Below are 23,510 nucleotides of genomic sequence, written 5' to 3'. Positions count from 1 at the left end.
CCATGAACGACCATCAGCTGCTGCGCTATTCGCGCCATATCCTGTTAGACGAGATCGGCATTGAAGGCCAGCAAGCCTTGCTCGACGCGCATGTGCTGGTGATCGGCGCGGGCGGGCTGGGCTCGCCGGCCGCCATGTACCTGGCCGCCAGCGGTGTCGGCAAGCTGACCCTGGTCGATGACGACACGGTCGACCTGACCAATCTGCAGCGCCAGATCGCCCATACGACGGCGCGCGTGGGCCAGCCGAAAGTGCTGTCGGCGCGCGAAACATTGACTGGCATCAATCCCGAGATCGAATTAATCGCTTTGCAGGAGCGCCTCGACGGTGCGCGCCTGGCCGAACTGGTCTGCTCCGCCACGGTGGTGCTCGACTGCACGGATAACTTCGCCACGCGCCACGCCGTCAACCGCGCCTGCGTGGCGGCCAGGGTGCCGCTGGTGTCGGGCGCCGTGATCCGCTTCGACGGGCAAGTGAGCGTCTTCGACCCGCGCACGGGTACCCAGCCGTGTTATTCCTGCCTGTTTCCGCAGGAGCAGCAGTTCACGGACGAGGCGTGCTCGACCATGGGCGTGTTTGCGCCGCTGGTGGGCGTGGTGGGCGCCATGCAGGCGGCCGAGGCGCTGAAACTCATCATGGGCGTTGGGGAATCACTGGCGGGACGGCTGCTGCTGCTTGATGGCTTGCACATGGAATGGAGCAGCATGCGGGTGGCGCGCGACCCCGGCTGCGCCGTTTGCGGTGTAGTGGTCTTGCCGCTCTGAGTAGCCCCGCACAAATTTTTCCCCATATGACAGGCTTTGTCATATTTCCGCTTTATACTCTGCACTCATTACTTACCTTCTTCTCTCTTTCTTATGCAAAACGCTGCAAACCATCCGATACGCCAGCGCCGCGCGCGCGGCTTCACTTTGATCGAAATCATGGTCGTGGTGGTGATCATGGGCATCCTCGCCTCGCTGGTGGTACCCAAGCTGATCGCCCGCACGGGCGAGTCGAAAGTGGCGGCGGCGAAAGTCGACATCGCTACCGTGATGCAAGCCTTGAAACTGTACCGCCTGGATAACCAGCGCTACCCGACCACCGAGCAGGGCTTGCAGGCGCTGATCGAAAAACCGACCACGGGACCGGCCGCGAATGGCTGGAAGGCGGGCGGTTACCTGGAAAAGATGCCGAAGGATCCATGGGGTAACCCGTACCAGTTCCTGTCGCCGGGCGTGAAGGGCGAAGTCGACATCATTTCGCTGGGCGCCGACGGCCAACCTGGCGGTAGCGGCGATGACGCCGATATCGGCTCCTGGGAACTGTAAGTTTTCCATTGCATGCCTGCCATGACCACCGGTCGCGCACTGCCCCGGCCACGCGCCAGCGGCTTCACGCTGATCGAATTGCTGGTGGTGATGGTCATCATCGGGGTGACCCTGGGCCTGGTGTCGCTGAACGCCATGCCGAATGGCCAGCAAGCGTTGCAGAAGGAAGCCGAGCGCATCGCCCTGCTGCTGCAGCTGGCGCGCGATGAAGCCATCGTGCGCAGCCGGCAGGTGGCATTCGAGGCTGACGAAAATCAATACCGTTTCCTGGTCCTCAATGAAAAACTGTGGCAACCCGTGACACAGGATGACTTGCTGCGCGAACGCAGCTTCAACAATACGCCCATGCTGCTCAGCGTGCAGCCGTCAAACAGCGTGGCTCAGCCTCTGCGCATCATCTTCGGCCGCGAACCGGTCGACAAGCCTTTCGTGCTGACCCTGGCCAGCGGCGAACGCAGCGTGGCCATCCGCGCCGATGGCATCGGCCATTTCACGGTCGAGCAATGATGGGCATCTCCCGACACTACCGCCAGCGCGGCTTCACTTTACTGGAAGTATTGGTGGCCCTGGTCATCGTCGGCACGGCCCTGGGCGCGTCCTTGCGCGCCGTGGGCAGCCTGACGCAGAACAGCGATGGCTTGCGCAGCGCCATGATGGCCACCTGGTCGGCGGAAAACCACCTGGTGCGCTTGCGCCTGGCAAAAACCTTTCCGCAGACGGGCAAGCGCACGGTCGACTGCCCGCAAGGCGATTTAAAACTTATCTGCGAGGAGGAAGTGGTGGCCACGCCGAATCCCCGCATCCGGCAAGTGCGCGTGAACGTGTACGACGTGCAATACCCGGCCCGGCGCATCGTGCGCCTGGTCTTGCTGGCGTTTAACGACTGATGGCGCGCCGCAATCACTCCGCCGCTGGCTTCACCCTGATCGAGCTGCTCGTGGCGATCGGCATTTTGGCCATGGTCGCCGTGCTGGGCTGGCGCGGCCTGGACAGCATCATGCGTTCGCGTGAAGTGCTGACCAGCCAGCTGGAGCAGGCGCGCGGCATGCAGCTGGCGTTTGCCCAGATGCAAAGCGATTGCGACCATCTGGCCGGCGCCGGCCAAAGCAATACCCTGCTGAATGGCCGCACCAACCTGAGCGCCGAGACCGACCGCCTGACTCTGGTGCGCCTGGCCGCATCGGAACAGGAGCCGCAACAGTTGCAAGTGGTCACTTACCGCCTGCGCGGCGGCGTGCTGACGCGGCGCGAGTCGAACGGCACGCGCGACCTGGCGGTGCTCGACACCCTGTGGCAGGCGGCGCGCGACGATACCGATAGCTCCAGCGCCGACGTGGCCCTGATGCATGGCGTCGACAGCATGGTCATGCGTGGCTGGAACAATGGCGCCTGGAATGTGCTGACGGCGGGCGTCACCATCTCCACGCAAGTGCCGGGCCTGGAAGTGACCTTGCAAATGCCGGGCCAGGACGCTGGCCTGTCCAAAGTCTTTTTATTGGGACCGGGATGAAGCCCGTCAAGCTCCCTGCGCGCCAGCGTGGCGTGGCCGTCATCACGGCCCTGCTGCTGACGGCGCTGGCCATCACGGTCGTCGCCAGCCTGTTCTGGCAGCAGCAAGTGCAAGTGCGTTCGATGGAAAACCAGCGTTTGCGCCTGCAGACACAGTGGGCCATGCGCGGCATGGTTGACTTCGCCCGCTTCTGGTTGCGCCAGGACAATCCCATGCTGACGGCGCTGGACGGCGTGTGGGCGACGCCCATCGAGGAAGCGCGGCTTGACGATTACGTCGACCGTGAAAAGGTCGATACGGAAAAATTCGACGCCACCGTCTCTGGCCGCGCGCTCGACGCGCAGGCGCGGTTTAATATTACCAACCTGGTCGCCGCCACGGGCGGCATCAATCCGAAACAGGTGCTGGCCTACCAGCGATTATTGTCAAACATGAAGCTCGATAGTGGCTTGGCGCAGGCCACGGCCGATGCCGTGCTGCGCGCCAAGCCGAAACCACGCACTGGTAGCAGCGGCAGCGATGGCAAGACGCCCGCCGTCCCTGTCGCCTCGGGTAGCAGCAGCGAGCCGGTAGCGTTTACGCAGGTGGAGGATTTGCTGTCCGTGCCCGGCTATACGCCGCAGATGATCGAGCAATTGCGCGATGTCGTTATTATCTTGCCGGAGATCACGGGTGTGAACGTCAATACGGCCCCGGCCGAGGTGCTGGCTGCCGTGACGATGATGTCGCTGTCCGAGGCGAGTGCCCTGACTTTGAGCAATCCGCGTAAAAAGTTTGTTGATTTAGCAAACTTCAAGAATAATATTGATAGTAAGCAAGTGATTGAAGATGTGGAACTCGATGTGAAGAGCCGCTACTTTCTCACCGTCATCCGTGTGCGGCTGGACCGTGCCGCCCTGGATGCCGTGGCGCTCATCAATCGAAAAACGGATCCGCAGCGCACCACCAGCCTGGTCTGGCTGCGGGAAAATTAACAGCTGAAAGCGAGTCACTTTGACAATATTGTATATCCGTCACCCGGCCAAGGCGTCCACTGACAGCGCACCGGCCTGCCCCTTCGTGCTGGCCGGCGACGGCGGCGCCCTGCAGCAGCAGGGCAGCGCGCCGCTGGGCAGCCTGGGCCAGCTGATCGCTGGTGCGAAGCAGGTGGTGCTGCTGCTGGCGGCGGCCGACGTGACTCTGCTGCGCCTGAAAACGCCGCCACTGGCTGGCGCCCGTTTGCGCGCGGCCTTGCCCGGCCTGGTGGAAGAACATATCCTCGGCGACACCCAGGATTGCCTGTTGGCCGCCGGCGCGCCCGACGCTGCCGGCATGCGCACGGTGGCCGTGGCGCAGCGCGCCTGGGCCGAGGTACTCGTGAAAGCTTTGCTGGCGCAGGGCGCGCGCAAGGTGGCGCTGCTGCCGTCGCAGCTATGCCTGCCCTTGCAGCCGGGCAGCGTGACGGCATTCTTGCAGGCAAGCGGCGACAGCCTGGAACTGGCCTTGCGCCAGGCACCGCAAGAAGGTTTGGGCCTGGTATTGCCGGCCCAGCCGCAGCAGGCGCTGCTGACGACGCGCGCGTTTGCCGGCGATGTGCCACTGACGGTCTACGTGGCGCAGGCCGAGCTTGCGCAATATCAACAGCTCGCTGCCGGCATGGATGGCGTGACGCTGGAGCCTGACCACTGGGCGCACTGGATTGCTGGTGCCAAGAATGCAGGACTGGACCTGGCCGCCGCGCTTGGCACGGCCACGGGATCTGCCACGGAATGGCGCCGCTGGCGCTGGCCGCTGCGCCTGGCGCTGCTGGCAGTGATCGTCAACCTGGCCGGCATGAATATCGAATGGATGCGCCTGAAGCGCGAGGCCGCCACCGTGCGTACCTCGATGCAGCAAACCTTCAAGGCCGCGTATCCGAATGAAGCGCCCGTGTTTGGGCTGGAAGCGGAACAGATGCGGCGCAATATCGCTGCCGCCCGCCTGCAAAGCGGGCAAGCGAGCATGGATGACTTCACCAGCATGAGCGCGGCACTGGGCGAGGCCCTGGGTGGCCTGGCCGGGCGCGGCGTGGTGGCCTCGCTGGAATACCGCGAGCGCAGCCTGATCGTCAAGCTGAAACCGGACATGGTCGATGCCAGCGCACAGGCGCAGGTGCGCGATGGCCTGGCCGCGCGCAAGCTGGCCTTGAATGAAACGGCGCCGGGCGTGTGGAAGATCACGCCGGCCACGGGAGCAAAAGCATGAGTGCAGCAGTAAACAAGGCGCGCGCCGCGTTGACGCGGCAGCAGCAGGCCGTGCAAGCCTTCTGGGCGGAACGCACGCAGCAGGAGCGCAAGTTGTTGACCATCGGCGGCGTGGTGGCGGGGCTGGCCCTCGTCTACGCGGTGTTTTTCGAGCCGGCCTGGACGGGACGCATCGCCTTGCAAAAGAGCTTGCCCGAGCTGCGCCAGAACGCGGCCCAGTTGCAGGCACTGGCACGTGAAGCGGGCGAACTGGCGCGCCAGGCGCCCGTGCAGGTCGCTCCCATGGGCCGCGAAAGCCTCGACGCCTCGTTGAAAGCGCGCGGCTTGACGCCACAATCGCTGTCGCTGACGGGCGAATACGCGCGCGTGCAGCTCAATGGCGTGCCGTTTGCCAGCGTCATGCTGTGGCTGGACGGCTTGCGCCGCGAAGGCCGCGTGGCGGTGCAGGACGCGAAGATCACGGCACAGGGCAAGGCGGGGCTGGTCGATGCCAGTCTGACCCTGCACCAGAGTCCGGGCGCGGCACGATGATGCGCTTGCTTGGCTGGCTGCTGGCCATCATCGTCAGCGTGTGTGTCACCCTGCTGGTATTTTTCCCGGCTGGCTGGGTCGCGGGCATCGTGGAAAAGCAGACAGGCGGACGTTTGACCTTGGGCGACGCGCAAGGTACCCTGTGGCGCGGTTCGGCCTTTATTGGCGGGGCGGCCAGCGCGAATGGCGCCGTGACGCCACTGCTGCCGGGGCGGTTCAGCTGGCGTATTTCGCCGTCCGTGCTGTGGGGATCGGTCGACGTGGAATTGCAGAATGCGCAGGCGCTGTCGCAGGCCGTCAATTTGCGCGGCTCGTGGTCGCACTGGCAGGTCAGTCCGGCGGCCCTGCTGCTGCCGGCCGATGGCCTGGGCGGCCTGGGCGCGCCGTTAAATACCGTGGCGCCGACGGGCAGCATGCGCCTGTCGTGGAGCACCCTGGAGCTGGCTTTGGTGCAGCGGCAGTTTTCCGCCGTTGGCCGCACCACCTTGCAGATGACGGACATGGCCTCGCGCCTGTCGTCCTTGCGTCCGCTGGGAAGCTACGAGCTTGATTTCGATTGGCAGGGGCAGCAGGCGACGTTGACCTTGCGCTCCCTCAAGGGACCGCTGCTGCTCGACGGCAGCGGCAGCCTGCAACAGGGGCGCATGCAGTTTTCCGGCCAGGCCCAGGCCGCAGCAGGATATGAAGAGACCTTGGCGAGTTTGTTGAATTTGCTGGGACAGCGCCGTAGCAATAGCGAAAAAAACATCATCGCCTTAGAGTTCAGACAATGAAAAAACCATCCGTGAGCCCCCATACCTTCTCCTTTTCGCTGCGCCGCCTGTCGGCCGCCGCCTTGCTGTGCTGTTCCGTGGCCGGCATGCCGGCACCCGCCTGGGCCGCGCCCGGCGATGAAGCGGCACTCAATTTCGTCGGCGCCGACATCGAATCGGTGATCAAGGCAGTGGGCCATTACACCAACATCAATTTCGTCATCGATCCCCGCGTCAAGGGCACGATCACGCTGGTGTCGGAAAAATCCATCAGCAAGACGCAAGCCTTCGGGCTGCTGGCCTCCGCGTTGCGCCTGCAGGGCTACGCGGTGGTCTCCGGCGACGGCTATGCGAAAGTGGTGCCGGAAGCGGACGCCAAGCTGCAATCCGTGCCGACCCAGGTGGGCAACGGCGCCAGCCAGGTGAAGGGCGACCAGATCGCCACCCAGGTGTTTTACCTGAACTACGAATCGTCGTCCAATCTGCTGGCCGTGCTGCGCCCCTTGATCTCGCCGAACAACACGATCAACGCCAACCCGGGCAACAACTCCTTGGTGATCACCGATTACGCGGATAACCTCAAGCGCCTGGCGAAGATCATCGCCGCGCTCGACGTGCCCGCCTCGACGGACCTGGACGTGATCCCCGTGCGCTATGCCATCGCTTCCGACCTGGCCTCGATGGTGAACAAGCTGATGGAAGGCGGGAATGCGGGTGCCGGCGCGGCCGCCGACACGGGCAAGGTTTCCGTGCTGGCCGACCCGCGCACCAATTCGCTGGTGCTGCGCGCGCCATCGGCGGCGCGCGCCAACCTGGCCAAGTCGCTGATCTCCAAGCTGGACCAGCCCACCACGCAGCTGGGCAATGTGCACGTGGTGTACCTGAAGAACGCGGATGCCACCAAGCTGGCGCAGACCCTGCGCTCGGTGGTGACGTCGGACGGCACGGCCGCCACGGCGCAGCAGGGCACCAGCAACCAGGGCACGAATAACCAGATCAGCCAGAACAACAGTGGCATGAACAGCACTGGCCTGGGCGGCAATACGCAAAGCGGCACCACGGGTGGCGCTTCGCTGAACAACGGGCCGCAGCAGCTGTCGTCCGGTGGTGCGGCCGGCTTTATTCAGGCCGATGCGTCGACGAATACCCTGATTCTGACGTGCAACGAGGCTGTCTACCGTAACCTGCGCGCCGTAATCGACCAGCTCGACGTGCGCCGCGCCCAGGTCTACATCGAGGCGCTGATCGTCGAAGTGACGTCGTCCAAGGCGTCCGAATTCGGCGTGCAGTGGTTGGGCCTGTCAGGCGACAGCAGCAGCAACTACCGCGTGGGGGCGCTGCAGTCGTTCGCCTCGGGCACCACCAACAACATCGGCGCCATCGCCACGGGCGGCGGCAAGGTCTTGCCGACGGGCGGTCTGACGGTGGGCATCTTCAAGCAGATCAACGGCGCGCTGGGCCTGGGCGCCGTGGCGCATGCGCTGGAATCGGACGGCAACGCCAACATCCTGTCGACGCCGAACCTGATCACCCTGGACAATGAACTGGCGACCATCAAGGTGGGCCAGAACGTGCCTATCCTGACCGGTCAGTACACCAGCACGGCCGGCACCAATACCAATCCCTTCCAGACCATCGACCGCAAGGAAGTGGGCCTGACCCTGAAGGTGCGCCCGCAGATTTCCGAGGGCGGCACGATCAAGCTGGGCATCTATCACGAGACGTCGAGCGTGGACAAATCCACGGCGTCGGCCGTCAGCGGCATTACCATCAACAACCGCGTGATCGAAAACAATGTGCTGGCCGACGATGGCCAGATCATCGTGCTCGGTGGCCTGATCGAGGACAGCACGGGCGACAATGCGGAAAAAGTGCGCGGCCTGGGCGACATCCCCCTGATTGGCAACCTGTTCAAGTACCAGACGCGCGAGCGCAAGAAAACGAATTTGATGATCTTCCTGCGCCCCGTCATCGTGCGCAACAAGGAGCAGAGCGGCAGCCTGGCGGCCGACCGCTACGACTACATGCGCTCGGCCGAGACGGCTGCCGTGCCGGCCACGGGCAATCTGATGCTGAAAGACCTGGGCACGCCCGTCCTGCCGGCCCTGCAGGATGGCCAGCCGGTGGGTGGCAACATGGTGACGCGCCCCGTGCCGCCGGCACCGACGCCGCCGCCAGGCGCGCCGGCCAACGCCGCCACGCCGCCGCTGCTGCAGCAATACCAGCAGCAGTCGCAGTCGCAGCCTCCGCAGCAGCAGAAGTGACGGGACAGCCATGAGCAATCTGCTTCCCTACGCCTACGCGCGCGATTTCGGCCTGCTGGCCCGGCCCGGCGCGGTCGATGGCGCCCCGGTCGACGTGCTGGTGGCGGCATCGACGGCGCCTGCGGCCATTGCCGAAGTGTCGCGCCGTTTCGGCCAGATTCAATTGACGGTGCTGCCGCGCGGCGAACTCGATGCGGCCATCGCCAGCGCCTACGCGGGCGGCGGCGGCGACGCGTCGCAGATGGCCGATGAATTCGACGCCGACCTGGACTTGACCAAGCTGCTGCAGGACGTGCCGGCCATCGAGGACTTGCTCGAATCGTCCGACGACGCGCCCGTCATCCGCATGATCAACGCGCTGCTGACGCAGGCGCTGCGCGAAGGTGCTTCCGATATTCACATCGAGCCCTTCGAGCAGACGTCCGTCGTGCGCTTTCGCATCGACGGCAGCCTGCGCGACGTGGTGCGCCCCCGCAAGGCCATCCACGGTTCGCTGATCTCGCGCATCAAGATCATGGCGCAGCTCGACATTGCCGAAAAGCGCTTGCCGCAGGACGGCCGTATCACCCTGCGCGTGGGTGGAAAACCCGTCGACGTGCGCGTCTCGACCCTGCCGACGGGGCATGGCGAACGGGCCGTATTGCGTTTGCTGGACAAGGAAGCGGGCCGCCTCGACTTGCAGCACTTGGGCATGAGCGCCCCCATGTTGAAACAGTTCGATGGTCTGATCACGCAGCCGCACGGCATCGTGCTCGTCACCGGTCCCACCGGTTCGGGCAAGACGACGACTTTGTACGCGGCGCTGTCGATGCTCAACGCCACCACTACGAACATCCTGACGGTGGAAGACCCGATCGAGTACGACCTGGCGGGAGTGGGGCAAACGCAGGTCAACCCGCGCATCGACATGACTTTTGCCAAGGCGCTGCGGGCAATTTTGCGGCAAGATCCCGATGTGATCATGATCGGCGAGATCCGCGACCTGGAAACGGCGCAGATCGCCGTGCAGGCATCGCTGACGGGTCACCTGGTGCTGGCGACCTTGCACACGAACGATGCGTCGGCGGCCGTCACGCGATTGCTGGACATGGGCATCGAACCGTTCCTGCTGTCGTCATCCTTGCTTGGGGTGCTGGCGCAGCGCCTGGTGCGCAAGTTGTGCGGCTCCTGCAAAACCTTCGATGGCCAGTACTGGCAGGCGGTCGGTTGCGAGCAGTGCGGCCAGACGGGCTACCAGGGCCGCGTGGGCGTGTACGAGCTGCTGCGCACGACGGAGCAGATCCGCGCGCAGATCCACAACCGCGCCTCGGAAGCGGACGTGCGCGCCGTCGCCCTGCAGGACGGCATGACGAGCATGCGCGACGACGGCGAACGCTGGCTGCGCGACGGCACCACCACGCAGGCTGAATTGCTGCGCGTGACCAAAGACTAGGCCCGCCACCATGCCCGCATTCCGCTATGAAGCCGTCGACGCCCAAGGGGCCACCCGCAAGGGCGTGCTCAATGCCGATAGCCCCCGTTCCGCGCGCGCCGAGTTGCGCGTGCAAGGCCTGGTACCGCTGACCGTCGAGCCGATCGCCGCGCAGGTCGATGCCGCCGGCGTCACCAAGCGGCGCGGCTTCGGCGAGCGCCTGTCCAGCACCGAGCTGGCCCTGTTTACGCGCCAGCTGGCCAGCCTGCTGGAAGCGGGCCTGCCGCTGGAGCAAGCCTTTTCCGCCCTGCTGGAACAGGCCGAGCGGCAGTATCTGCGCGACCTGATCGCTTCCATCCGTTCGGAAGTGATAGGCGGCGCCGCGTTTTCCGACGTGCTGGCGCGCCATCCACGCGATTTTGCGGAAATTTATCGTGCGCTGGTGGCGTCGGGCGAGCAGATCGGCCATTTGTCGCGCGTGCTGTCGCGCCTGGCCGACTATATCGAGCGGCGCAATGCGCTGGTGCAGAAGGTCAAGCTGGCGTTTACCTATCCGGCCATCGTCACGGTGGTGGCGTTTTCCATCGTGATTTTCCTGCTCACCTACGTGGTGCCGCAGATCGTTTCCGTGTTCGCCAATACCAAGCAGAAGCTGCCCATGCTGACGGTGATCATGCTGGCGCTGTCGGACTTCGTGCGCCACTACGGCATCATCGTGGCGATTGCCCTCGTCGGCGCCTGGGTGGCCTGGCGCCGCGCGCTGCAGCAGCCTGCATTGAAACGGCGCTGGCATACCTGGCTGCTGACGGCGCCCCTGTACGGCAAGTTCGAGCGCAGCCTGAACACGGCGCGCTTCGCCAGCACGCTGGCCATCACCACGGGGTCCGGCGTGCCGATCCTGCGCGCGCTCGACACCAGCCGCGATACCTTGACCAATGTGGCGATGCAGGAACTGGTGGCCGAGGCCAGCGGCGCCGTGCGCGAGGGCGTCAGCCTGGCGCGCGCGCTGTCGGCGCAAAAGCATTTTCCGCCCATGCTGATCCACATGATACGCGCGGGCGAAATCACGGGCGAGCTGCCGGCCATGCTGGAACGCGCCGCCAGTGCGCAGGAGCAGGATCTGGAACGCCGCACCCTGACCATCGCCGGCTTGCTGGAGCCGGCGCTGATCCTGGCCATGGGTGTGGTGGTGCTGCTGATCGTGCTGGCCGTGCTGATGCCGATTATTGAGATTAATCAGCTGGTGCGTTAAGAGAAATATCAAGGAAACCATGAAGCGTTTGCCACAACTTGTAAGTTTGCTCGCCGTCGTGGCGCTGTCCGTGTCGCTGGCCTACTGGGCCATGCAGCTGTTCAAGGCACCGCAACGCCCCATCAATCCACCCCCCGTGCCGGTGGTGCAGGATGCCAGCGTGGAGGCGGGCGCTTCGCTGTTCGGCGGCCAGGTCAGCGTGGCCACGGCCAGCAACTACCAGCTCAAGGGCGTGGTCGCCGCCGGCAATGGCCGTGGCAGCGTGGCCATCATCTCGACCGATGGCAAGCCTTCTGTGGCACTGCCGGAAGGCGCCGAGGTGGTGCCAGGCGTGACGGTGCTGGAAGTGCATGCGCGCCATGTGCTGCTGCGCGATGGCGGCGTCAGCAAGCGTATCGACCTGGTGGCCGACGACAAGGCGCTGGCTTTGCCGGCGCAAGTGTCCGCCACCCCGGCGCCGGCCCCTGCGCCGACAACGAATTTGGTGCCGCCGCCGCTGCCGATGGAGCAGCAGCGTCCGGCAACCATAATGCCGGCGCCGCCGCAGGTGACCACCACCAGCACGCCGCCGTCGAATTGAGCTGATTTTCGGAACTACCCCATTACCATCATGCTGATGGCGCCGTGTCGCCATCGCGACAGGAGTCCTCATGTTTTCCATCCGTGCCGTCCTGGCAGCAGGCTGCGTGGCGGCGCTGTGCGCCTTGCCACAAGCTGGCGCCGCCGCTGATGTTCCCGCCGTCATTGCCCCTCCCCCTGTTTCCGCTTCCGCGCTGGCCGTTCCCGCACCCGTAGCGGCGCGTCCGCGCATCGCCCTGGTGCTGTCGGGTGGCGGTGCGCGCGGTCTCGCGCATATCGGCGTATTGAAAGTGCTGCAGGAGCTGCATGTGCCGATCGACATGGTGGTCGGCACCAGCATGGGTGGGGTGGTGGGCGGCGCCTATGCGGCGGGCGCGTCCGTGGCGGACCTGGAGAAGATGGCGCGCGAGACCAACTGGGCGCGCGTGGTGGCCGACCGGCCGCCGCGCGACGAGCTGGCTTTCCGCCGCCGCGAGGAAGATTTATTGCTGCCGTCGCGCATCGAATTTGGCGTGAGCCGCAATGGCATTTCCACGCCGCCGGCCGCGGCCAGCAATGCGGCGCTGGAGATGGCCTTGAACCGGCTGCTGCCGGCCGGCATGCGCGACCGTCCCGCCAGCCAGCTGCCGCTGCCTTTCCGCTCGGTGGCGTCGGACCTGGTCAATGGCGAGCTGGTGGAGCTGGTCGACACGCCGCTGTTCCTGTCGATGCGCGCCTCGCTGGCGGTGCCGGGCGTGTTTTCGCCCGTGCGCGTCAACAACCGGCTGGTGGTGGACGGGGGCCTGGTGCGCAACCTGCCCGTCGACATGGCGCGCGCCATGGGCGCCGACATCGTCATCGCCGTTAACGTGGGCACGCCGCTGGCGCCGGAAAAAGACCTGGGCAGCGCCATCGGCGTGGCGCAGCAAATGCTGCAGATTCTCACGGAGCAGAACGTGCAGCGCTCGCTCAAGGAGCTACGCCCGCAGGATATCCTTGTGGCGCCGGACCTGACGGGCGTCAGTTTCCTCGACTTTGAAAATTATGCGCGCGCCATGCGCGCCGGCGAGCAGGCGGCGCAAGCGCTGGCCGCGCGCCTGGCTCCCCTGGCCCTGCCGCCGGAGCAGTATGCGGCGCGCGAGCAGCTGCGCCTGGCCGCGCCGGCCCTGCTGGACGTGGCCTTGCCGCTGACCCGCCTGGTGGTGGAGAGCGAGGGGGATATCAACCCGCGCATCCTGCAAGCCCAATCGGGGCTGGAGGAAGGGCAGGCGGTCAGCCAGGAAGACGTGCTCAAGGCGGCCGGCAAGCTGTATGGCCGGGGCGACGTGGCGCGCGTGGAGACGGAAGTGGTCGATGCCGGTGAGCAGCGCGCGGTGACCATCAAGGCGGTCGAAGCGCCATGGGCCAGCAATCGCCTGCGCTTGGGCCTGGAGCTGTCCAGCGATTTCAGGGACAGCAATAGCTTTGCCCTGAAGCTGCTGCATGTGCGTTCGAACCTGAACAGCTGGGGCGGCGAGTTGCGCAGCATGGCGCAGATCGGCAATGCGCGCGGCTATGGCGTGCAGTTCTGGCAGCCGCTGGGTGCCGGCAACCCGTGGTACATCGCACCGCAGTTGCAATACACCTCGTCGGCGATGGATTTGTTCGACCAGGGACGGCGCAGCGCGCGCCTGGCCTATAACGGCCAGACGGCGGCGCTGGTACTGGGACGCCAGTTCGGCAACTGGGGCGATTTGCAGTTTGGCGTCACGCGCAGGGAAGTCAAGGGCAAGCTGGCGATTCCGGCCGACCCCGCGCTGCCTGAGTTGCGCGCGCTGGGCAGCACACAGTTTGTGCAGTTCCGCGCCGATACGCTCGATTCGCCCGGCTTCCCCACGCGCGGCGTGCTGTTTGACGCCACCTGGACGCGCGATACGACCACGGGGTCGGGCGAAGCGGCCGTGGGTCAATCGTCCATCACGGGGTTGAAGGCTTTTAGCCGCGGCAACTGGGCTGGCCATGTGTATGGCGAATGGGCGCGCTCGCAGCGTGGCGAGGCACCGCTCAACCTCGGTGGTTTCCTGCGCCTGTCCGGCACGGAATTTCAATCGGTGAGCGGGCGCAGCATCGCCCTGGCGCGCTTCGTGATGGCGCGCCGCATCGGTTCCCTGCCCAGCACTCTGGGCGGCGCCGTGCGGGCCGGATTTTCGCTGGAAATGGGCGGCGGTTTCGACCAGAACGCGCGCTGGAAGGCCAGCAAGTTCACGCAGGCGAGCAGCGCCTTCATCTCCGTCGATACGCGCTTCGGCCCCGTGTACGTCGCCTCGGGCGCGTCCAAGGGCGGCGAGAGCACCTTCTATCTGTTCCTGGGACCGGTCTGGTAAACGGCGCCCGGCGCTGCGGCCGAGCTGCGGCGCAAAGCCGTGAAGGCGGCAAATTCCCATGAACGGAAACCCAGCAGCAGGGTGAAACCGTCGCGCTCGGCGGGCGCCAGGCGCCGGTCATTCTGGTGCAGCCGCGCCAGTTCCTCGGCCAGCTGGCGGATTTTCTGCACCAGCTCTTGCGCACTCGACAGCGACAGGCGCGCCGGGATGCACATCAGGGTTTCGCCGGCGCCGTCGAAATGCCCGCTGAAATAATCGGCCACCACATGTTCGCGGAAGTACTGCTGCACCGGGCCGTCGGCCAGCCAGTGGAAGGCGTTCGAGACGCGCAGGCTGTAGCGGTTCAGCGGTTTGAGTTCGATCAGGCCTAGCCGGTCCAGTTCGGCCAGGCAGCCGATGCACTCGGCCTGCGTCAGCGCATACGTTTCCACCACCTGCTCCAGGCTCCAGTGGCCCAGGCAGCAGATCGCCACCAGCAGCAGGCGCGGATGCGCCACCAGCGACTTTTCCTGCACCAGGGTGAGTGTGTCGGCATGCGGCGTGATGTCGGCTGCGCCGCGCAGTACGTCTTCCATGGCGATGCCGGAGGCCTTGCAGATCAGGGCCAGGCGCGACAGCGACATATCGTGCTGGCCAAACATGCGCTTGACGCTCGATTCGCTCATGGCGATGCGTTCGGCCAGTACCTTGTACGTGATGCCGGCGGCGCGCAGTTGGGTGCGCAGCACGCGCAAAACCAGTTCAGGTGAACTCACGAGATATCCTTTTTTACAAGTTTGGTAGCGGATGACGGTACCGAATGTAGCCGCTAATGGCACTTTGCACAAGGTGATAGTACTTCTCGGCAAAAGAGATGACACTCCCGCTTGTGGCTCGCGCAGCGCGCTACAACCAGGCAATCCATCCACTTGTAGAGGTTATCCATGTTTCCATCTTTCCGTTTCCCCGCAGCGCTGCTGGCGTTGGCCGCCATCGCTCCCCTGCATGCCGCCGCAGCCGAGCCTGTACCAGGTCCTTTCTATGCGGGCGCCAGCTATGGCTTTCGCGCCAGTAGCGGCCTCGATTGCGTGCCTGGACAAGGCGACTGCGACAAAAGCAGCAAGCGCAATGGCAAGGCCTACCTGGGTTACAGTTTCGACGCGCTGCCGTTTCAGGGCGGCGTGGCCCTGCCTTCGGTTGAGCTGGTGGGGTATCTGGGTGGTGAAGTCAAATCCGGCTTCGACACGGGCGCAGGCAAGGTTGCCGGCCGCGGCAAGTTCACCGGCCTCGGCATGCAAGGCGTGCTCGCCTACCAGTTCGACGCCTTCAGCCTGAGCGGACGCGCCGGTGCTGCCTATACGCAGGGCAAGGTCGATTATCTGGGCGGCGGTTCGGACAAGAAGGACAAGATTGGCTTGATCTATGGCGTTGGCGCGGCGTATGCGCTGAACAAGAACTGGTCGCTGCACCTCGATTGGGACCGCGTGCCCGTCAAGTACAACAGCAAGCAAACGACCAAGGTTGACATGTTTTCGCTGGGCGCGTCCTACCGTTTCTGACGGTAGGTGGCCGGCAATGATGGCCTGATGGCGGACGCCCCCAGAAACGGGGGTGTCCGCGGGCGGCCTATTTATCCGTTTCTACCTTCAGCAGCAATTTCGCCAGCAGGCGTTTTTCCTGCTGGCGCTGGCCGGACATGGTTTTCACGTGCGCGCCGGCGGCGCGCTGCAGGGCGGCTGTGGCGACGGGGTTGCGTGGTTTTTGCGAGGGTTCGACGCGGAACTGCATTTTCTGCCGCGTCGCCAAGGCCTTGTTTGCCATCGGTTTCCCTCCTTGATTACAGCACGTAGCGCGACAGGTCCTCGTTGACCGACAGCGCCTCCAGGCGTTCATTCACATACGCGGCATCGATCACCAGCACGTTTTCCGTCGTGCTGCTGCCTTCGCTGGCCGTAAACGACACTTCTTCCAGCAGTTTTTCCATCACCGTGTGCAGACGGCGCGCGCCGATGTTTTCCGTGCGCTCGTTGACCGAATAAGCGATCTCCGCCAGGCGCGTGATGCCTTCCGGCGCGAATTGCAGCTTCAGGTTTTCCGTCGCCAGCAAGGCTTCGTACTGCATCGTCAGGCAGGCGTCGGTGCTGGTCAAAATGCGTTCGAAGTCCGAAATCGACAGCGATTCCAGCTCCACGCGGATGGGGAAGCGCCCCTGCAGTTCGGGAATCAGGTCCGACGGTTTCGACAGGTGGAACGCGCCCGAGGCGATGAACAGGATGTGGTCCGTGCGTATCATGCCGTATTTGGTGTTGACGGTCGTGCCCTCGACCAGCGGCAGCAGGTCGCGCTGTACGCCAGCGCGCGAGACGTCGGCGCCGCCCGATTCCGAGCGCGAGGCGATCTTGTCGATTTCATCCAGGAAGACGATGCCGTTCTGCTCGACGTTCTGGATGGCCTTCTGTTTCAGCTCATCTTCGTTGACCAGCTTGGCCGCTTCTTCCTCGACCAGCAGTTTCAATGCTTCGCGGATCTTGACCTTGCGCGCCTTCTTGCGCTGCCCGCCCACGCCCGAGAACATGGACTTGATCTGCTCCGTCATTTCTTCCATGCCCGGCGGCGCCATGATTTCCATCTGCGGACCCGCCTCGGCCAGCTCGATCTCGATTTCCTTGTCATCGAGCTCGCCCTGGCGCAATCGCTTGCGGAAGGTCTGGCGCGTGCTGTCGCCGTTGCCGCTGCCGCTGTCCACGGCCGCAGGCGTATTCGGCGTGAAACCGAAGTCGCGCGCCGGCGGCACCAGGATGTCGATCACGCGGTCTTCTGCCGCATCTTCGGCGCGTGCGCGCACTTTCTTCATTTCCAGCGCGCGCGTCTGCTTGATGCCGATGTCGATCAGGTCGCGGATGATGGTGTCGACATCGCGGCCCACATAGCCCACTTCCGTAAACTTGGTCGCTTCGATCTTGATGAACGGCGCCTCGGCCAGCTTGGCCAGGCGGCGCGCGATCTCCGTCTTGCCGACGCCAGTGGGGCCGATCATGAGGATATTCTTGGGCGTGATTTCATGGCGCAGGGGCTCGGCCACCTGCTGGCGGCGCCAGCGGTTGCGCAGGGCGATGGCGACGGCGCGCTTGGCCTTGGCCTGGCCCACCACGTGCTTGTCGAGTTCGGTAACGATTTCCGACGGGGTCATGTTCATGATCATAGTTGGCTTTCTGTATTCTTTGCTCGGGGACGTTTAGTCCAGCGTCTCGATGATGTGCGACATATTCGTGTAAATGCACAGCTCGGCGGCGATGGTCAGCGATTTCTTGACCACTTCGGCCGGCGACAAGTCCGTGTTTTCCTGCAGCGCCTTGGCGGCGGACTGGGCGAAGGTGCCGCCCGAGCCGATGGCGCCGATGCCGTCTTCCGGTTCCAGCACGTCGCCATTGCCCGTGATGACCAGGGTCGACTCGCTGTCGGCCACCAGCAGCATCGCTTCCAGGCGGCGCAGCACGCGGTCGGTGCGCCAGTCCTTGGCCAGTTCGACGGAGGCGCGCAGCAAATTGCCCTGGTGCTTTTCCAGCTTGCCTTCAAAACGGTCGAGCAGGGTGAAGGCATCGGCGGTGCCGCCGGCAAAGCCGACCAGGACCTTGCCCTGATACAACTTACGCACTTTGCGGGCCGTGCCCTTCATGACGATGTTGCCCAGCGTTACCTGGCCGTCGCCGCCCAGCGCGACTTGCTTGCCGCGCCGGACGCAGAGGATGGTGGTGCCGTGAAATTGTTCCATAGTGACCTCAAAAGATTCGTGCCGATGCGTGCAGCGTCATGCGGTGCGCGCCCATGGCTCAAAAGTGGGGATGGAAAAGGCAATTGCAAGCGGCACTTGCCGCAGCCCTGTCTGCTTTAGTGTAGTCGGCGCGGGACGAAAAAAAAGCACGCAACGCAGGTTGTGTGCTTTTTTTCGCCATCGCGGGGCCGCCGGGGCGGCCGCGCCAGGTGAGGGAGATCAGTCGCCGTACAGCTTTTGCTTCAGTTCGCGCCGTTGCTGTGCTTCCAGCGACAAGGTGGCGGTCGGACGGGCGATCAGGCGCGGGATGCCGATAGGCTCGCCCGTTTCTTCGCACCAGCCATAGTCGCCGGCGTCGATGCTGGCGATCGATTGCTGTACTTTCTTCAGCAATTTGCGTTCGCGGTCGCGCGTGCGCAGTTCCAGCGCATGCTCTTCCTCGATGGTGGCGCGGTCGGCAGGGTCCGGTACGAGCACGGTTTCACGCAAGTGTTCCGTGGTTTCGCCGGCGTTTTTCAGCAAGTCTTTTTCGAGCTGCTGCAGGCGCGCCTTGAAGAATGCCAGTTGTGCCGGATTCATGTAGTCATCTTCGCTCATGGCGCGAATTTGGTCTTCGCTGATGAGAGGGATGTCTTGGTTGGCGGCCGGGGTCGATTTATTAGTTTTGGTCATAACTTCGCTTACCTTCGATACGACAGAGTTTTCAAATTGATCAGTTGATGCGGCGATGCCGAGCAACTGTACAGGTTCCGCTGGGCATTGCTGTCCGGATGTACTGCTTGCGACCTTGGCTTGCCGGCGGCGGCCAGGACTACCGGCCGGCTACATTTGCCATGTTGATAACTTTTTACCGCTCTATGCCAGTCGCGCTATGCGCGCGACAATGGGCGTGTTGGGTGGATCGCTTGCATGCCTGGCATGTGGCCAGTGGCAGTTTGCCAGCATTTCATGACAGGCGAACGACATGGGCCGTTTTCGTCGCTGATTTTGGCATGCTTTGCCTTATATTGCCATCCCGATTTGTTGCCTAGCCGATCAGAGACGGCTACTTGTTGGTTTATACCAGCAAGATGGGTGTCGGACAGCGGGAAAGCATGCTTAACTTTCCCTTTTGTTTCTGCTTTGCAAAGAATACTTTGCAAAACCCGGCTAGTTTATACCAAACATTGTTCGAGTCCGCGAATAAAAATGTCTTTTGGTAGATTCTTGCCAATAAACACCATTTTGCTGCCACGCACCTCATTCTCTCCCCATTTGGCGCCCAGGTCGCTGCCCATCAACTGGTGCACGCCCTGGAATACCACCTTGCGTTCGGCACCCTGCATCAGCAGCACGCCCTTGTAGCGCAACATGCGCGGGCCATACACTTGCACCAGGCCGCCGAGGAACTCATCGAGCTTGGCGCTGTCGAACGGTTGCGTGCTCTTGAAAACAAAGGCGGCGATATCGTCGCTATGCTGCGCATGGTGGTGGTCTGCGTGGCCGCAATCGGTGGCGCAGGCGTCGCTGTGCTCGTGATGATGTGCTTTCTCGCCAGTATGCTCATGGGCGTGCTCGTGCTCGTGCGCGTGGTCATGATCGTGGACGTGCGCCGTTTCGGTGGCCAGGAAATCCGGGTCCAGTTCCAGCTTTTCATTCAGGTTGAAACCGCGGATGTCGAGCACTTCGGCCAGCGGCGCGCGGCCGAAATCGACCCTGGCGATGGGGGCGCGGGGATTGATGCGCTTCAGGCGGCGAGTCAGGGTGGCCACGTCCTCTTCACTGACGAGGTCAGTTTTCGACAGCAGCAGCTTGTCGGCGAAGCCCACTTGCCGCTGGGCTTCCTCATATTCATCGAGTTGTTTCATCGCATGGCGGGCATCGACCACCGTGATAATGGCGTCGAGCATGTAGTGGCTGCCCACTTCTTCATCGACAAAAAAGGTTTGCGCCACGGGGCCGGGATTGGCCAGGCCCGTCGTTTCGATGACGACGCGGTCAAATGCCAGCAGGCCGGCGTCGCGCTTGCGCGCCAGTTCCGTCAGGCCCACGATCAGGTCGCCGCGTACGGTGCAGCAGATGCAGCCGTTATTCATCTCGATGATGTGCTCGTTGCTATCCTGCACCAGGATTTCATTGTCGATGTTTTCCTGGCCAAACTCGTTTTCGATCACGGCGATGCGCATGCCGTGGTCTTCCTGCAGTATGCGGTTGAGCAAGGTGGTTTTGCCGGCGCCCAGGAAACCGGTAAGGATGGTGGTTGGAATCAGTGCCATGAAGGATGCCTATGCTGTAATCGATGGTGCCGCCGCGCAAGCGGAAGAATGCGGACGATTATGCCGGAATTTTGCAAATGCTTGCAAATGCGCGCCCATCCGCTTGATATGGATCAGGCTGGTCTACTGGCGCGGCTGCCTACTTGAGCTTGGCGCGCGGGTGCGCCTGGTCATACACGTGCGCCAGATGCTGGAAATCGAGGGCCGTGTAGACCTGGGTCGAGGTGATGCTGGAATGGCCCAGCATTTCCTGCACGGCGCGCAGGTCGCCCGACGATTGCAGCACATGCGAGGCGAAAGAGTGGCGCAGCACGTGCGGGTGCACGTTGGCGGGGATTTCGGTGGCCAGCGCATGCGCCTTCAGGCGCAGCTGCAATACGCGCGGCGAGATGCGCGTGTTGCGCGTGCTTAAAAACAAGGCAGCGCTGCCATCCCTGGCGGGCGGGCGCACGGCCAGCCAGCTGGCCAGCGCGACGAGCGCTGCCTTGCCAACGGGTACCTTGCGCATCTTGTTGCCCTTGCCCGTGACGATGACTTCGAAGCTGGCCATGTCTAGCCAGCCCAGCGAGGCGTGCTGGCCGCCCTCGGCCTTGCAGTAATGGGTGTCCAGGCTGGTCAGTTCGGAGACGCGCAAGCCGCTCGAATACAGCAGTTCGAACATGGCGCGGTTGCACAATTGCTCCGGCTCGGCGCTACCCTGCTGGTGTTGCGCGGGCGCCACGAGGCGCACGGCATCGTCCACCGACAGGGCTTTCGGTAAGGTTTTGGCCCGCTTGGGGGCGCGGATGCCGTCGACGGGATTGGCGTCGAGCTTGGTCTCGCCACTGAGCCAGTTGAAAAAGCCCCGCCACGACGACAGCTTGCGGGCGATCGAACGCGGGTCGAGGCCGCCGCTGTGCAGCTTGGCCGTGTAGCGGCGTATTTCGTTGTGTGCGAGGGCGGTCCAGGGCGTATCGCCGCTTAGTTCCAGCAAGGCGCGCAGGTCGCGCCCGTAGGCGTCGAGCGTGTGCGGCGACAGCTTGCGCTGCGTGGCCAGCTGCGCCAGGTAGCTGGCCAGCCATTCAGCCTTGCCGCGCGCCTCGCCCATGACTGACTCAGGCAGGCGAGCCGGCGCGCAGCGCGGCCAGGGCGGCGCTGGCCGTGGCGCCGATATGCACGAGGAAGTCGGTGCCCATGCTGGAGGTAAAACGTTCGCTGTCGGGCGAACCGAGCACCAGCAAGCCGAAGGTGCCTGTGGTGCCGGGGGCGCGCAGGGCGATCATGACGGTCGATTCGATTTTATCCGCCTGCAACCAGTGCACGGCCTCGAAATCGCGGTTGCTGCCGCAGTACGGCGCTTGCAAGCTGTTGGCGAACATGCGCACGTCGGCCGTGACATCTTCCGTGAACCAGCCATTGGCGTGTTCCGGCAGCACTTGCCACAGGCGCAGGCTGACATAGGGCACGTCGAAATTGCTTTGCAAGGCATCGACCAGCACGCGCGGCATGGCCGCATCGCTGCGCACTTGCAGCATGGCCTGGTTCCAGCCGTGGAACTTGCTGGCGATGTCGCCATTTTCCTCGGCCAGGCGGCTCAGCTTGGACATGCGCAGTTCCAGCGCCTTGTATTTGTCACGCATCACTTCCATTTGCCGCTCCTGCAGCGAGATGGTGCGTCCCGTCAGCGGGCTGCTCAGCTTGACCTCGCCGAGCAGCGCGGTATGCTCTTCGAAGAAAGTCGGATGCTCGCTCAGGTACTGGGCGACGGTGCTGGAATCGAGTGTGGCGGTCATTGAGAATGTCTGTCAGTGAAGGATGAACGCTTCATTCTAACCGAGAGTACGCCCGCATAGGCGCAAAGGGCAGGGCGCCGATGCATTTTCCGCGCGCACATGAAAAAGGCGGCATGGTTGCCCATGCCGCCTTGCATTCCTTGCTCAGCAATCACCCATTGAGGGTGACGTGCGGGGCATTAGAAGTTGTGATGTACGCCCAGGCCGATGTAGCTGACCGAGGTGGTGTTGTTGTAGTTGGCGGCGCTGGCCGATTTCTTGTTCGAAATATCTGCGTACAGGTAGGTACGTTTCGACAGATTGTAGTCATAGCCCAGCGATGCCTGTTTGGTCTTGGCGACGCCATCCGGCGTTTTCTGACCGTAGCCAGCGCGGATCTTGCCTGGGCCGACGTCGTAGTTGGCGCCCAGCACCCACGATTTGGTGTCGGTGTTGACGATTTTGAAATTGCCGTCATCCTGATGCTGGTACGACGCCATCAGTTTCAATTCCGCGATTGGATTGAACGATGCACCGACCGACCACAGTTTGGCTTGCAGGCCGTTACGCTCGTAGGCAGCCATGGCTGCGAACTGGGCGTAGTTGTACGTTGCCGAAACCGAGTACGGGTTCGATGCTGGCGCCACATTGGCTGCTACGGCGAAATTGCCCGTGGCATTCGTCGTCAGGTTGCGCACGGTGGCTGCAACGGCGGCGTTGTTGTTCGCTTCCTTGGCGGCCACGGTGGCGTTGAACTGGAAACCGCTCATGACTGGCGAGTTATAGAACACGGCATTCGAGAAGCGGTTTTTCGAGTTGCCTGGTGCGCTCAGCGGATCGCTACTATAGGCGGCCACGGTCAGGTCGGTCTGGAAACCCGCTGGCGTCGGCATGCCGGACCATGGTTCGAAACTGGTGCTCGTTTCCTGGAAGGCGGTCAGGCCACGACCCAGGCGCAAGGTACCGAAGTCGCCTTGCAGGCCGACGCGGCTTTGACCCTGGAACAGCGGACGCGAATTGATGCCCGAGGTGTTTTCTACGGTGCCGGTGTCGGATTCATAGCGAATTTCCAGTTGGAAAATAGCTTTCAAGCCATTGCCCAGATCTTCCGTGCCCTTGAAACCCAGCTTGTTATTGTCGCGTTTGGTGACGCTAGTGGTTCCATTCGATGCTTTACCCAGGCCTGCATCGATCGTGCCGTAGATTTGGACGGACGACTGTGCTTGTGCGGTTGCGGCAAAAGCGCCGAAGAGTGCGAGGGCAACGAGTGTTTTTTTCATGTCTTATTCCCTATTAAAAGTGAGTTCCGTCCGAGATCCGAGCAGATTGAAAGGCGCCAATTGCCGCGTTCCGATGAATGAACCTTAATTCGTCGGCGCGCAAGTCGCGCGGGATTGGTCAAATGTGCGTGAAAAGATTGGTGAAAAGCGTCATAAATCCATGGCCCTGTTGTATTTTTGTAACGCGCGGTTTCTGCCTATCCTGCGCCGATGGCCAGCCTTCTCCCTCTCGCCACGGTGGCAGCGCCTTGCCATATTGGCGTGTTCCGGCAAGGACATTGTTGCGTTGAATCAAGTTCT

At 63.5% G+C, this 23,510-nt stretch carries 24 protein-coding genes; 15 read left to right on the top strand and 9 right to left on the bottom strand.

Going from position 1 to position 23,510, the window contains the following annotated elements; translation table 11 throughout:
• Positions 1-2 precede the first annotated feature (2 nt).
• The 14 genes from moeB (at position 3) to C8C89_RS03105 (ending at position 14,173) form a co-directional block, all read left to right on the top strand.
• Positions 3-764, top strand: a complete 762-nt coding sequence (moeB, locus tag C8C89_RS03170; protein ID WP_133988860.1) for a molybdopterin-synthase adenylyltransferase MoeB — start codon at positions 3-5, stop codon at positions 762-764.
• Between the two features lie 93 nt (positions 765-857).
• Positions 858-1,310, top strand: coding sequence for a type II secretion system major pseudopilin GspG (gene gspG / locus C8C89_RS03165; protein ID WP_035823835.1), 453 nt, complete (start codon positions 858-860; stop codon positions 1,308-1,310).
• A gap of 12 nt (positions 1,311-1,322) precedes the next feature.
• Positions 1,323-1,817 (top strand): GspH/FimT family pseudopilin, encoded by a 495-nt coding sequence (locus C8C89_RS03160; RefSeq protein WP_101483508.1) that lies wholly within the window; start codon positions 1,323-1,325, stop codon positions 1,815-1,817.
• Positions 1,814-2,197: a type II secretion system minor pseudopilin GspI gene (gene gspI, locus C8C89_RS03155; protein ID WP_133988859.1), complete on the top strand. Its 384-nt coding sequence runs from the start codon at positions 1,814-1,816 to the stop codon at positions 2,195-2,197. The genes C8C89_RS03160 and gspI overlap by 4 nt, the downstream gene beginning before the upstream one ends.
• The gene (locus C8C89_RS03150) at positions 2,197-2,820 is read left to right on the top strand and encodes a prepilin-type N-terminal cleavage/methylation domain-containing protein (protein WP_101483510.1); all 624 of its coding nucleotides are present in this window, start codon (positions 2,197-2,199) and stop codon (positions 2,818-2,820) included. Before gspI ends, C8C89_RS03150 begins: the two co-directional genes overlap by 1 nt.
• A complete protein-coding gene (gene gspK / locus C8C89_RS03145; RefSeq protein WP_133988858.1) occupies positions 2,817-3,794 on the top strand; it encodes a type II secretion system minor pseudopilin GspK in 978 nt (325 codons plus the stop codon). Before C8C89_RS03150 ends, gspK begins: the two co-directional genes overlap by 4 nt.
• 19 nt (positions 3,795-3,813) lie before the next feature.
• Positions 3,814-5,043: a type II secretion system protein GspL gene (gspL, locus tag C8C89_RS03140; protein ID WP_243857883.1), complete on the top strand. Its 1,230-nt coding sequence runs from the start codon at positions 3,814-3,816 to the stop codon at positions 5,041-5,043.
• Positions 5,040-5,573: a type II secretion system protein GspM gene (gene gspM, locus C8C89_RS03135; protein ID WP_101483513.1), complete on the top strand. Its 534-nt coding sequence runs from the start codon at positions 5,040-5,042 to the stop codon at positions 5,571-5,573. Before gspL ends, gspM begins: the two co-directional genes overlap by 4 nt.
• Complete coding sequence (locus tag C8C89_RS03130; RefSeq protein WP_133988857.1) at positions 5,570-6,346, top strand: type II secretion system protein N; 777 nt, start codon at positions 5,570-5,572, stop codon at positions 6,344-6,346. The genes gspM and C8C89_RS03130 overlap by 4 nt, the downstream gene beginning before the upstream one ends.
• Complete coding sequence (gspD, locus tag C8C89_RS03125; RefSeq protein WP_101483515.1) at positions 6,343-8,589, top strand: type II secretion system secretin GspD; 2,247 nt, start codon at positions 6,343-6,345, stop codon at positions 8,587-8,589. Before C8C89_RS03130 ends, gspD begins: the two co-directional genes overlap by 4 nt.
• 10 nt (positions 8,590-8,599) lie before the next feature.
• Positions 8,600-10,021, top strand: coding sequence for a type II secretion system ATPase GspE (gene gspE / locus C8C89_RS03120; protein ID WP_101483516.1), 1,422 nt, complete (start codon positions 8,600-8,602; stop codon positions 10,019-10,021).
• Between the two features lie 10 nt (positions 10,022-10,031).
• On the top strand, positions 10,032-11,252 hold the full coding sequence (gene gspF, locus C8C89_RS03115; RefSeq protein WP_133988856.1) for a type II secretion system inner membrane protein GspF: 1,221 nt from the start codon (positions 10,032-10,034) through the stop codon (positions 11,250-11,252).
• A gap of 19 nt (positions 11,253-11,271) precedes the next feature.
• A complete protein-coding gene (locus C8C89_RS03110; protein WP_101483518.1) occupies positions 11,272-11,832 on the top strand; it encodes a type II secretion system protein N in 561 nt (186 codons plus the stop codon).
• 70 nt (positions 11,833-11,902) lie between these two features.
• The gene (locus tag C8C89_RS03105; protein WP_101483519.1) at positions 11,903-14,173 is read left to right on the top strand and encodes a patatin-like phospholipase family protein; all 2,271 of its coding nucleotides are present in this window, start codon (positions 11,903-11,905) and stop codon (positions 14,171-14,173) included.
• Here C8C89_RS03105 and C8C89_RS03100 read toward each other — a convergent pair.
• The gene (locus tag C8C89_RS03100) at positions 14,146-14,928 is read right to left on the bottom strand and encodes a helix-turn-helix transcriptional regulator (RefSeq protein ID WP_243857882.1); all 783 of its coding nucleotides are present in this window, start codon (positions 14,926-14,928) and stop codon (positions 14,146-14,148) included. The genes C8C89_RS03105 and C8C89_RS03100 overlap by 28 nt on opposite strands.
• Positions 14,929-15,096: 168 nt before the next feature.
• Between C8C89_RS03100 and C8C89_RS03095 the strand changes: the two genes are divergently transcribed.
• Positions 15,097-15,711, top strand: a complete 615-nt coding sequence (locus C8C89_RS03095) for an outer membrane beta-barrel protein (protein ID WP_133988855.1) — start codon at positions 15,097-15,099, stop codon at positions 15,709-15,711.
• Positions 15,712-15,778: 67 nt separating this feature from the next.
• Here the strand turns inward: C8C89_RS03095 and C8C89_RS03090 are convergent, their stop codons facing one another.
• The 8 genes from C8C89_RS03090 to C8C89_RS03055 form a co-directional block, all read right to left on the bottom strand.
• Entirely contained in the window at positions 15,779-15,973 is a 195-nt protein-coding gene (locus tag C8C89_RS03090) for a hypothetical protein (protein WP_101483521.1), read from the bottom strand.
• A 16-nt stretch (positions 15,974-15,989) separates the two neighbouring features.
• Positions 15,990-17,348 carry an ATP-dependent protease ATPase subunit HslU gene (hslU, locus tag C8C89_RS03085; protein ID WP_133988854.1) on the bottom strand — a complete coding sequence of 453 codons (1,359 nt, stop codon included), beginning with the start codon at positions 17,346-17,348 and terminating at the stop codon, positions 15,990-15,992.
• Positions 17,349-17,387: 39 nt separating this feature from the next.
• The gene (gene hslV / locus C8C89_RS03080) at positions 17,388-17,924 is read right to left on the bottom strand and encodes an ATP-dependent protease subunit HslV (RefSeq protein WP_096233303.1); all 537 of its coding nucleotides are present in this window, start codon (positions 17,922-17,924) and stop codon (positions 17,388-17,390) included.
• 219 nt (positions 17,925-18,143) lie between these two features.
• Positions 18,144-18,596: an RNA polymerase-binding protein DksA gene (dksA, locus tag C8C89_RS03075; protein ID WP_034753066.1), complete on the bottom strand. Its 453-nt coding sequence runs from the start codon at positions 18,594-18,596 to the stop codon at positions 18,144-18,146.
• 482 nt (positions 18,597-19,078) lie between these two features.
• Positions 19,079-20,179 (bottom strand): GTP-binding protein, encoded by a 1,101-nt coding sequence (locus tag C8C89_RS03070; RefSeq protein ID WP_133988853.1) that lies wholly within the window; start codon positions 20,177-20,179, stop codon positions 19,079-19,081.
• Positions 20,180-20,318: 139 nt separating this feature from the next.
• Entirely contained in the window at positions 20,319-21,266 is a 948-nt protein-coding gene (locus C8C89_RS03065) for a tyrosine recombinase XerC (RefSeq protein ID WP_133988852.1), read from the bottom strand.
• A 7-nt stretch (positions 21,267-21,273) separates the two neighbouring features.
• The gene (locus C8C89_RS03060; RefSeq protein WP_101483524.1) at positions 21,274-21,951 is read right to left on the bottom strand and encodes a DUF484 family protein; all 678 of its coding nucleotides are present in this window, start codon (positions 21,949-21,951) and stop codon (positions 21,274-21,276) included.
• Positions 21,952-22,130: 179 nt separating this feature from the next.
• A complete protein-coding gene (locus tag C8C89_RS03055; protein WP_101483525.1) occupies positions 22,131-23,210 on the bottom strand; it encodes a porin in 1,080 nt (359 codons plus the stop codon).
• Positions 23,211-23,510 lie beyond the last annotated feature (300 nt).

Origin of the sequence: Janthinobacterium sp. 75, assembly GCF_004365495.1 — a bacterium.
Classification (GTDB): domain Bacteria; phylum Pseudomonadota; class Gammaproteobacteria; order Burkholderiales; family Burkholderiaceae_D; genus Janthinobacterium.
Note: the sequence above shows the minus strand (reverse complement) of the source record. Positions and strands in the feature narration are given on the sequence as shown.

Coding starts and splice junctions, on each gene's coding strand:
- moeB (WP_133988860.1), top strand. CDS start 3: ATGAACGACCATCAGCTGCTGCGCTATTCGCGCCATATCCTGTTAGAC.
- gspG (WP_035823835.1), top strand. CDS start 858: ATGCAAAACGCTGCAAACCATCCGATACGCCAGCGCCGCGCGCGCGGC.
- C8C89_RS03160 (WP_101483508.1), top strand. CDS start 1,323: ATGCCTGCCATGACCACCGGTCGCGCACTGCCCCGGCCACGCGCCAGC.
- gspI (WP_133988859.1), top strand. CDS start 1,814: ATGATGGGCATCTCCCGACACTACCGCCAGCGCGGCTTCACTTTACTG.
- C8C89_RS03150 (WP_101483510.1), top strand. CDS start 2,197: ATGGCGCGCCGCAATCACTCCGCCGCTGGCTTCACCCTGATCGAGCTG.
- gspK (WP_133988858.1), top strand. CDS start 2,817: ATGAAGCCCGTCAAGCTCCCTGCGCGCCAGCGTGGCGTGGCCGTCATC.
- gspM (WP_101483513.1), top strand. CDS start 5,040: ATGAGTGCAGCAGTAAACAAGGCGCGCGCCGCGTTGACGCGGCAGCAG.
- C8C89_RS03130 (WP_133988857.1), top strand. CDS start 5,570: ATGATGCGCTTGCTTGGCTGGCTGCTGGCCATCATCGTCAGCGTGTGT.
- gspD (WP_101483515.1), top strand. CDS start 6,343: ATGAAAAAACCATCCGTGAGCCCCCATACCTTCTCCTTTTCGCTGCGC.
- gspE (WP_101483516.1), top strand. CDS start 8,600: ATGAGCAATCTGCTTCCCTACGCCTACGCGCGCGATTTCGGCCTGCTG.
- gspF (WP_133988856.1), top strand. CDS start 10,032: ATGCCCGCATTCCGCTATGAAGCCGTCGACGCCCAAGGGGCCACCCGC.
- C8C89_RS03110 (WP_101483518.1), top strand. CDS start 11,272: ATGAAGCGTTTGCCACAACTTGTAAGTTTGCTCGCCGTCGTGGCGCTG.
- C8C89_RS03105 (WP_101483519.1), top strand. CDS start 11,903: ATGTTTTCCATCCGTGCCGTCCTGGCAGCAGGCTGCGTGGCGGCGCTG.
- C8C89_RS03095 (WP_133988855.1), top strand. CDS start 15,097: ATGTTTCCATCTTTCCGTTTCCCCGCAGCGCTGCTGGCGTTGGCCGCC.
- C8C89_RS03090 (WP_101483521.1), bottom strand. CDS start 15,973: ATGGCAAACAAGGCCTTGGCGACGCGGCAGAAAATGCAGTTCCGCGTC.
- hslU (WP_133988854.1), bottom strand. CDS start 17,348: ATGAACATGACCCCGTCGGAAATCGTTACCGAACTCGACAAGCACGTG.
- hslV (WP_096233303.1), bottom strand. CDS start 17,924: ATGGAACAATTTCACGGCACCACCATCCTCTGCGTCCGGCGCGGCAAG.
- dksA (WP_034753066.1), bottom strand. CDS start 18,596: ATGACCAAAACTAATAAATCGACCCCGGCCGCCAACCAAGACATCCCT.
- C8C89_RS03070 (WP_133988853.1), bottom strand. CDS start 20,179: ATGGCACTGATTCCAACCACCATCCTTACCGGTTTCCTGGGCGCCGGC.
- C8C89_RS03065 (WP_133988852.1), bottom strand. CDS start 21,266: ATGGGCGAGGCGCGCGGCAAGGCTGAATGGCTGGCCAGCTACCTGGCG.
- C8C89_RS03060 (WP_101483524.1), bottom strand. CDS start 21,951: ATGACCGCCACACTCGATTCCAGCACCGTCGCCCAGTACCTGAGCGAG.
- C8C89_RS03055 (WP_101483525.1), bottom strand. CDS start 23,210: ATGAAAAAAACACTCGTTGCCCTCGCACTCTTCGGCGCTTTTGCCGCA.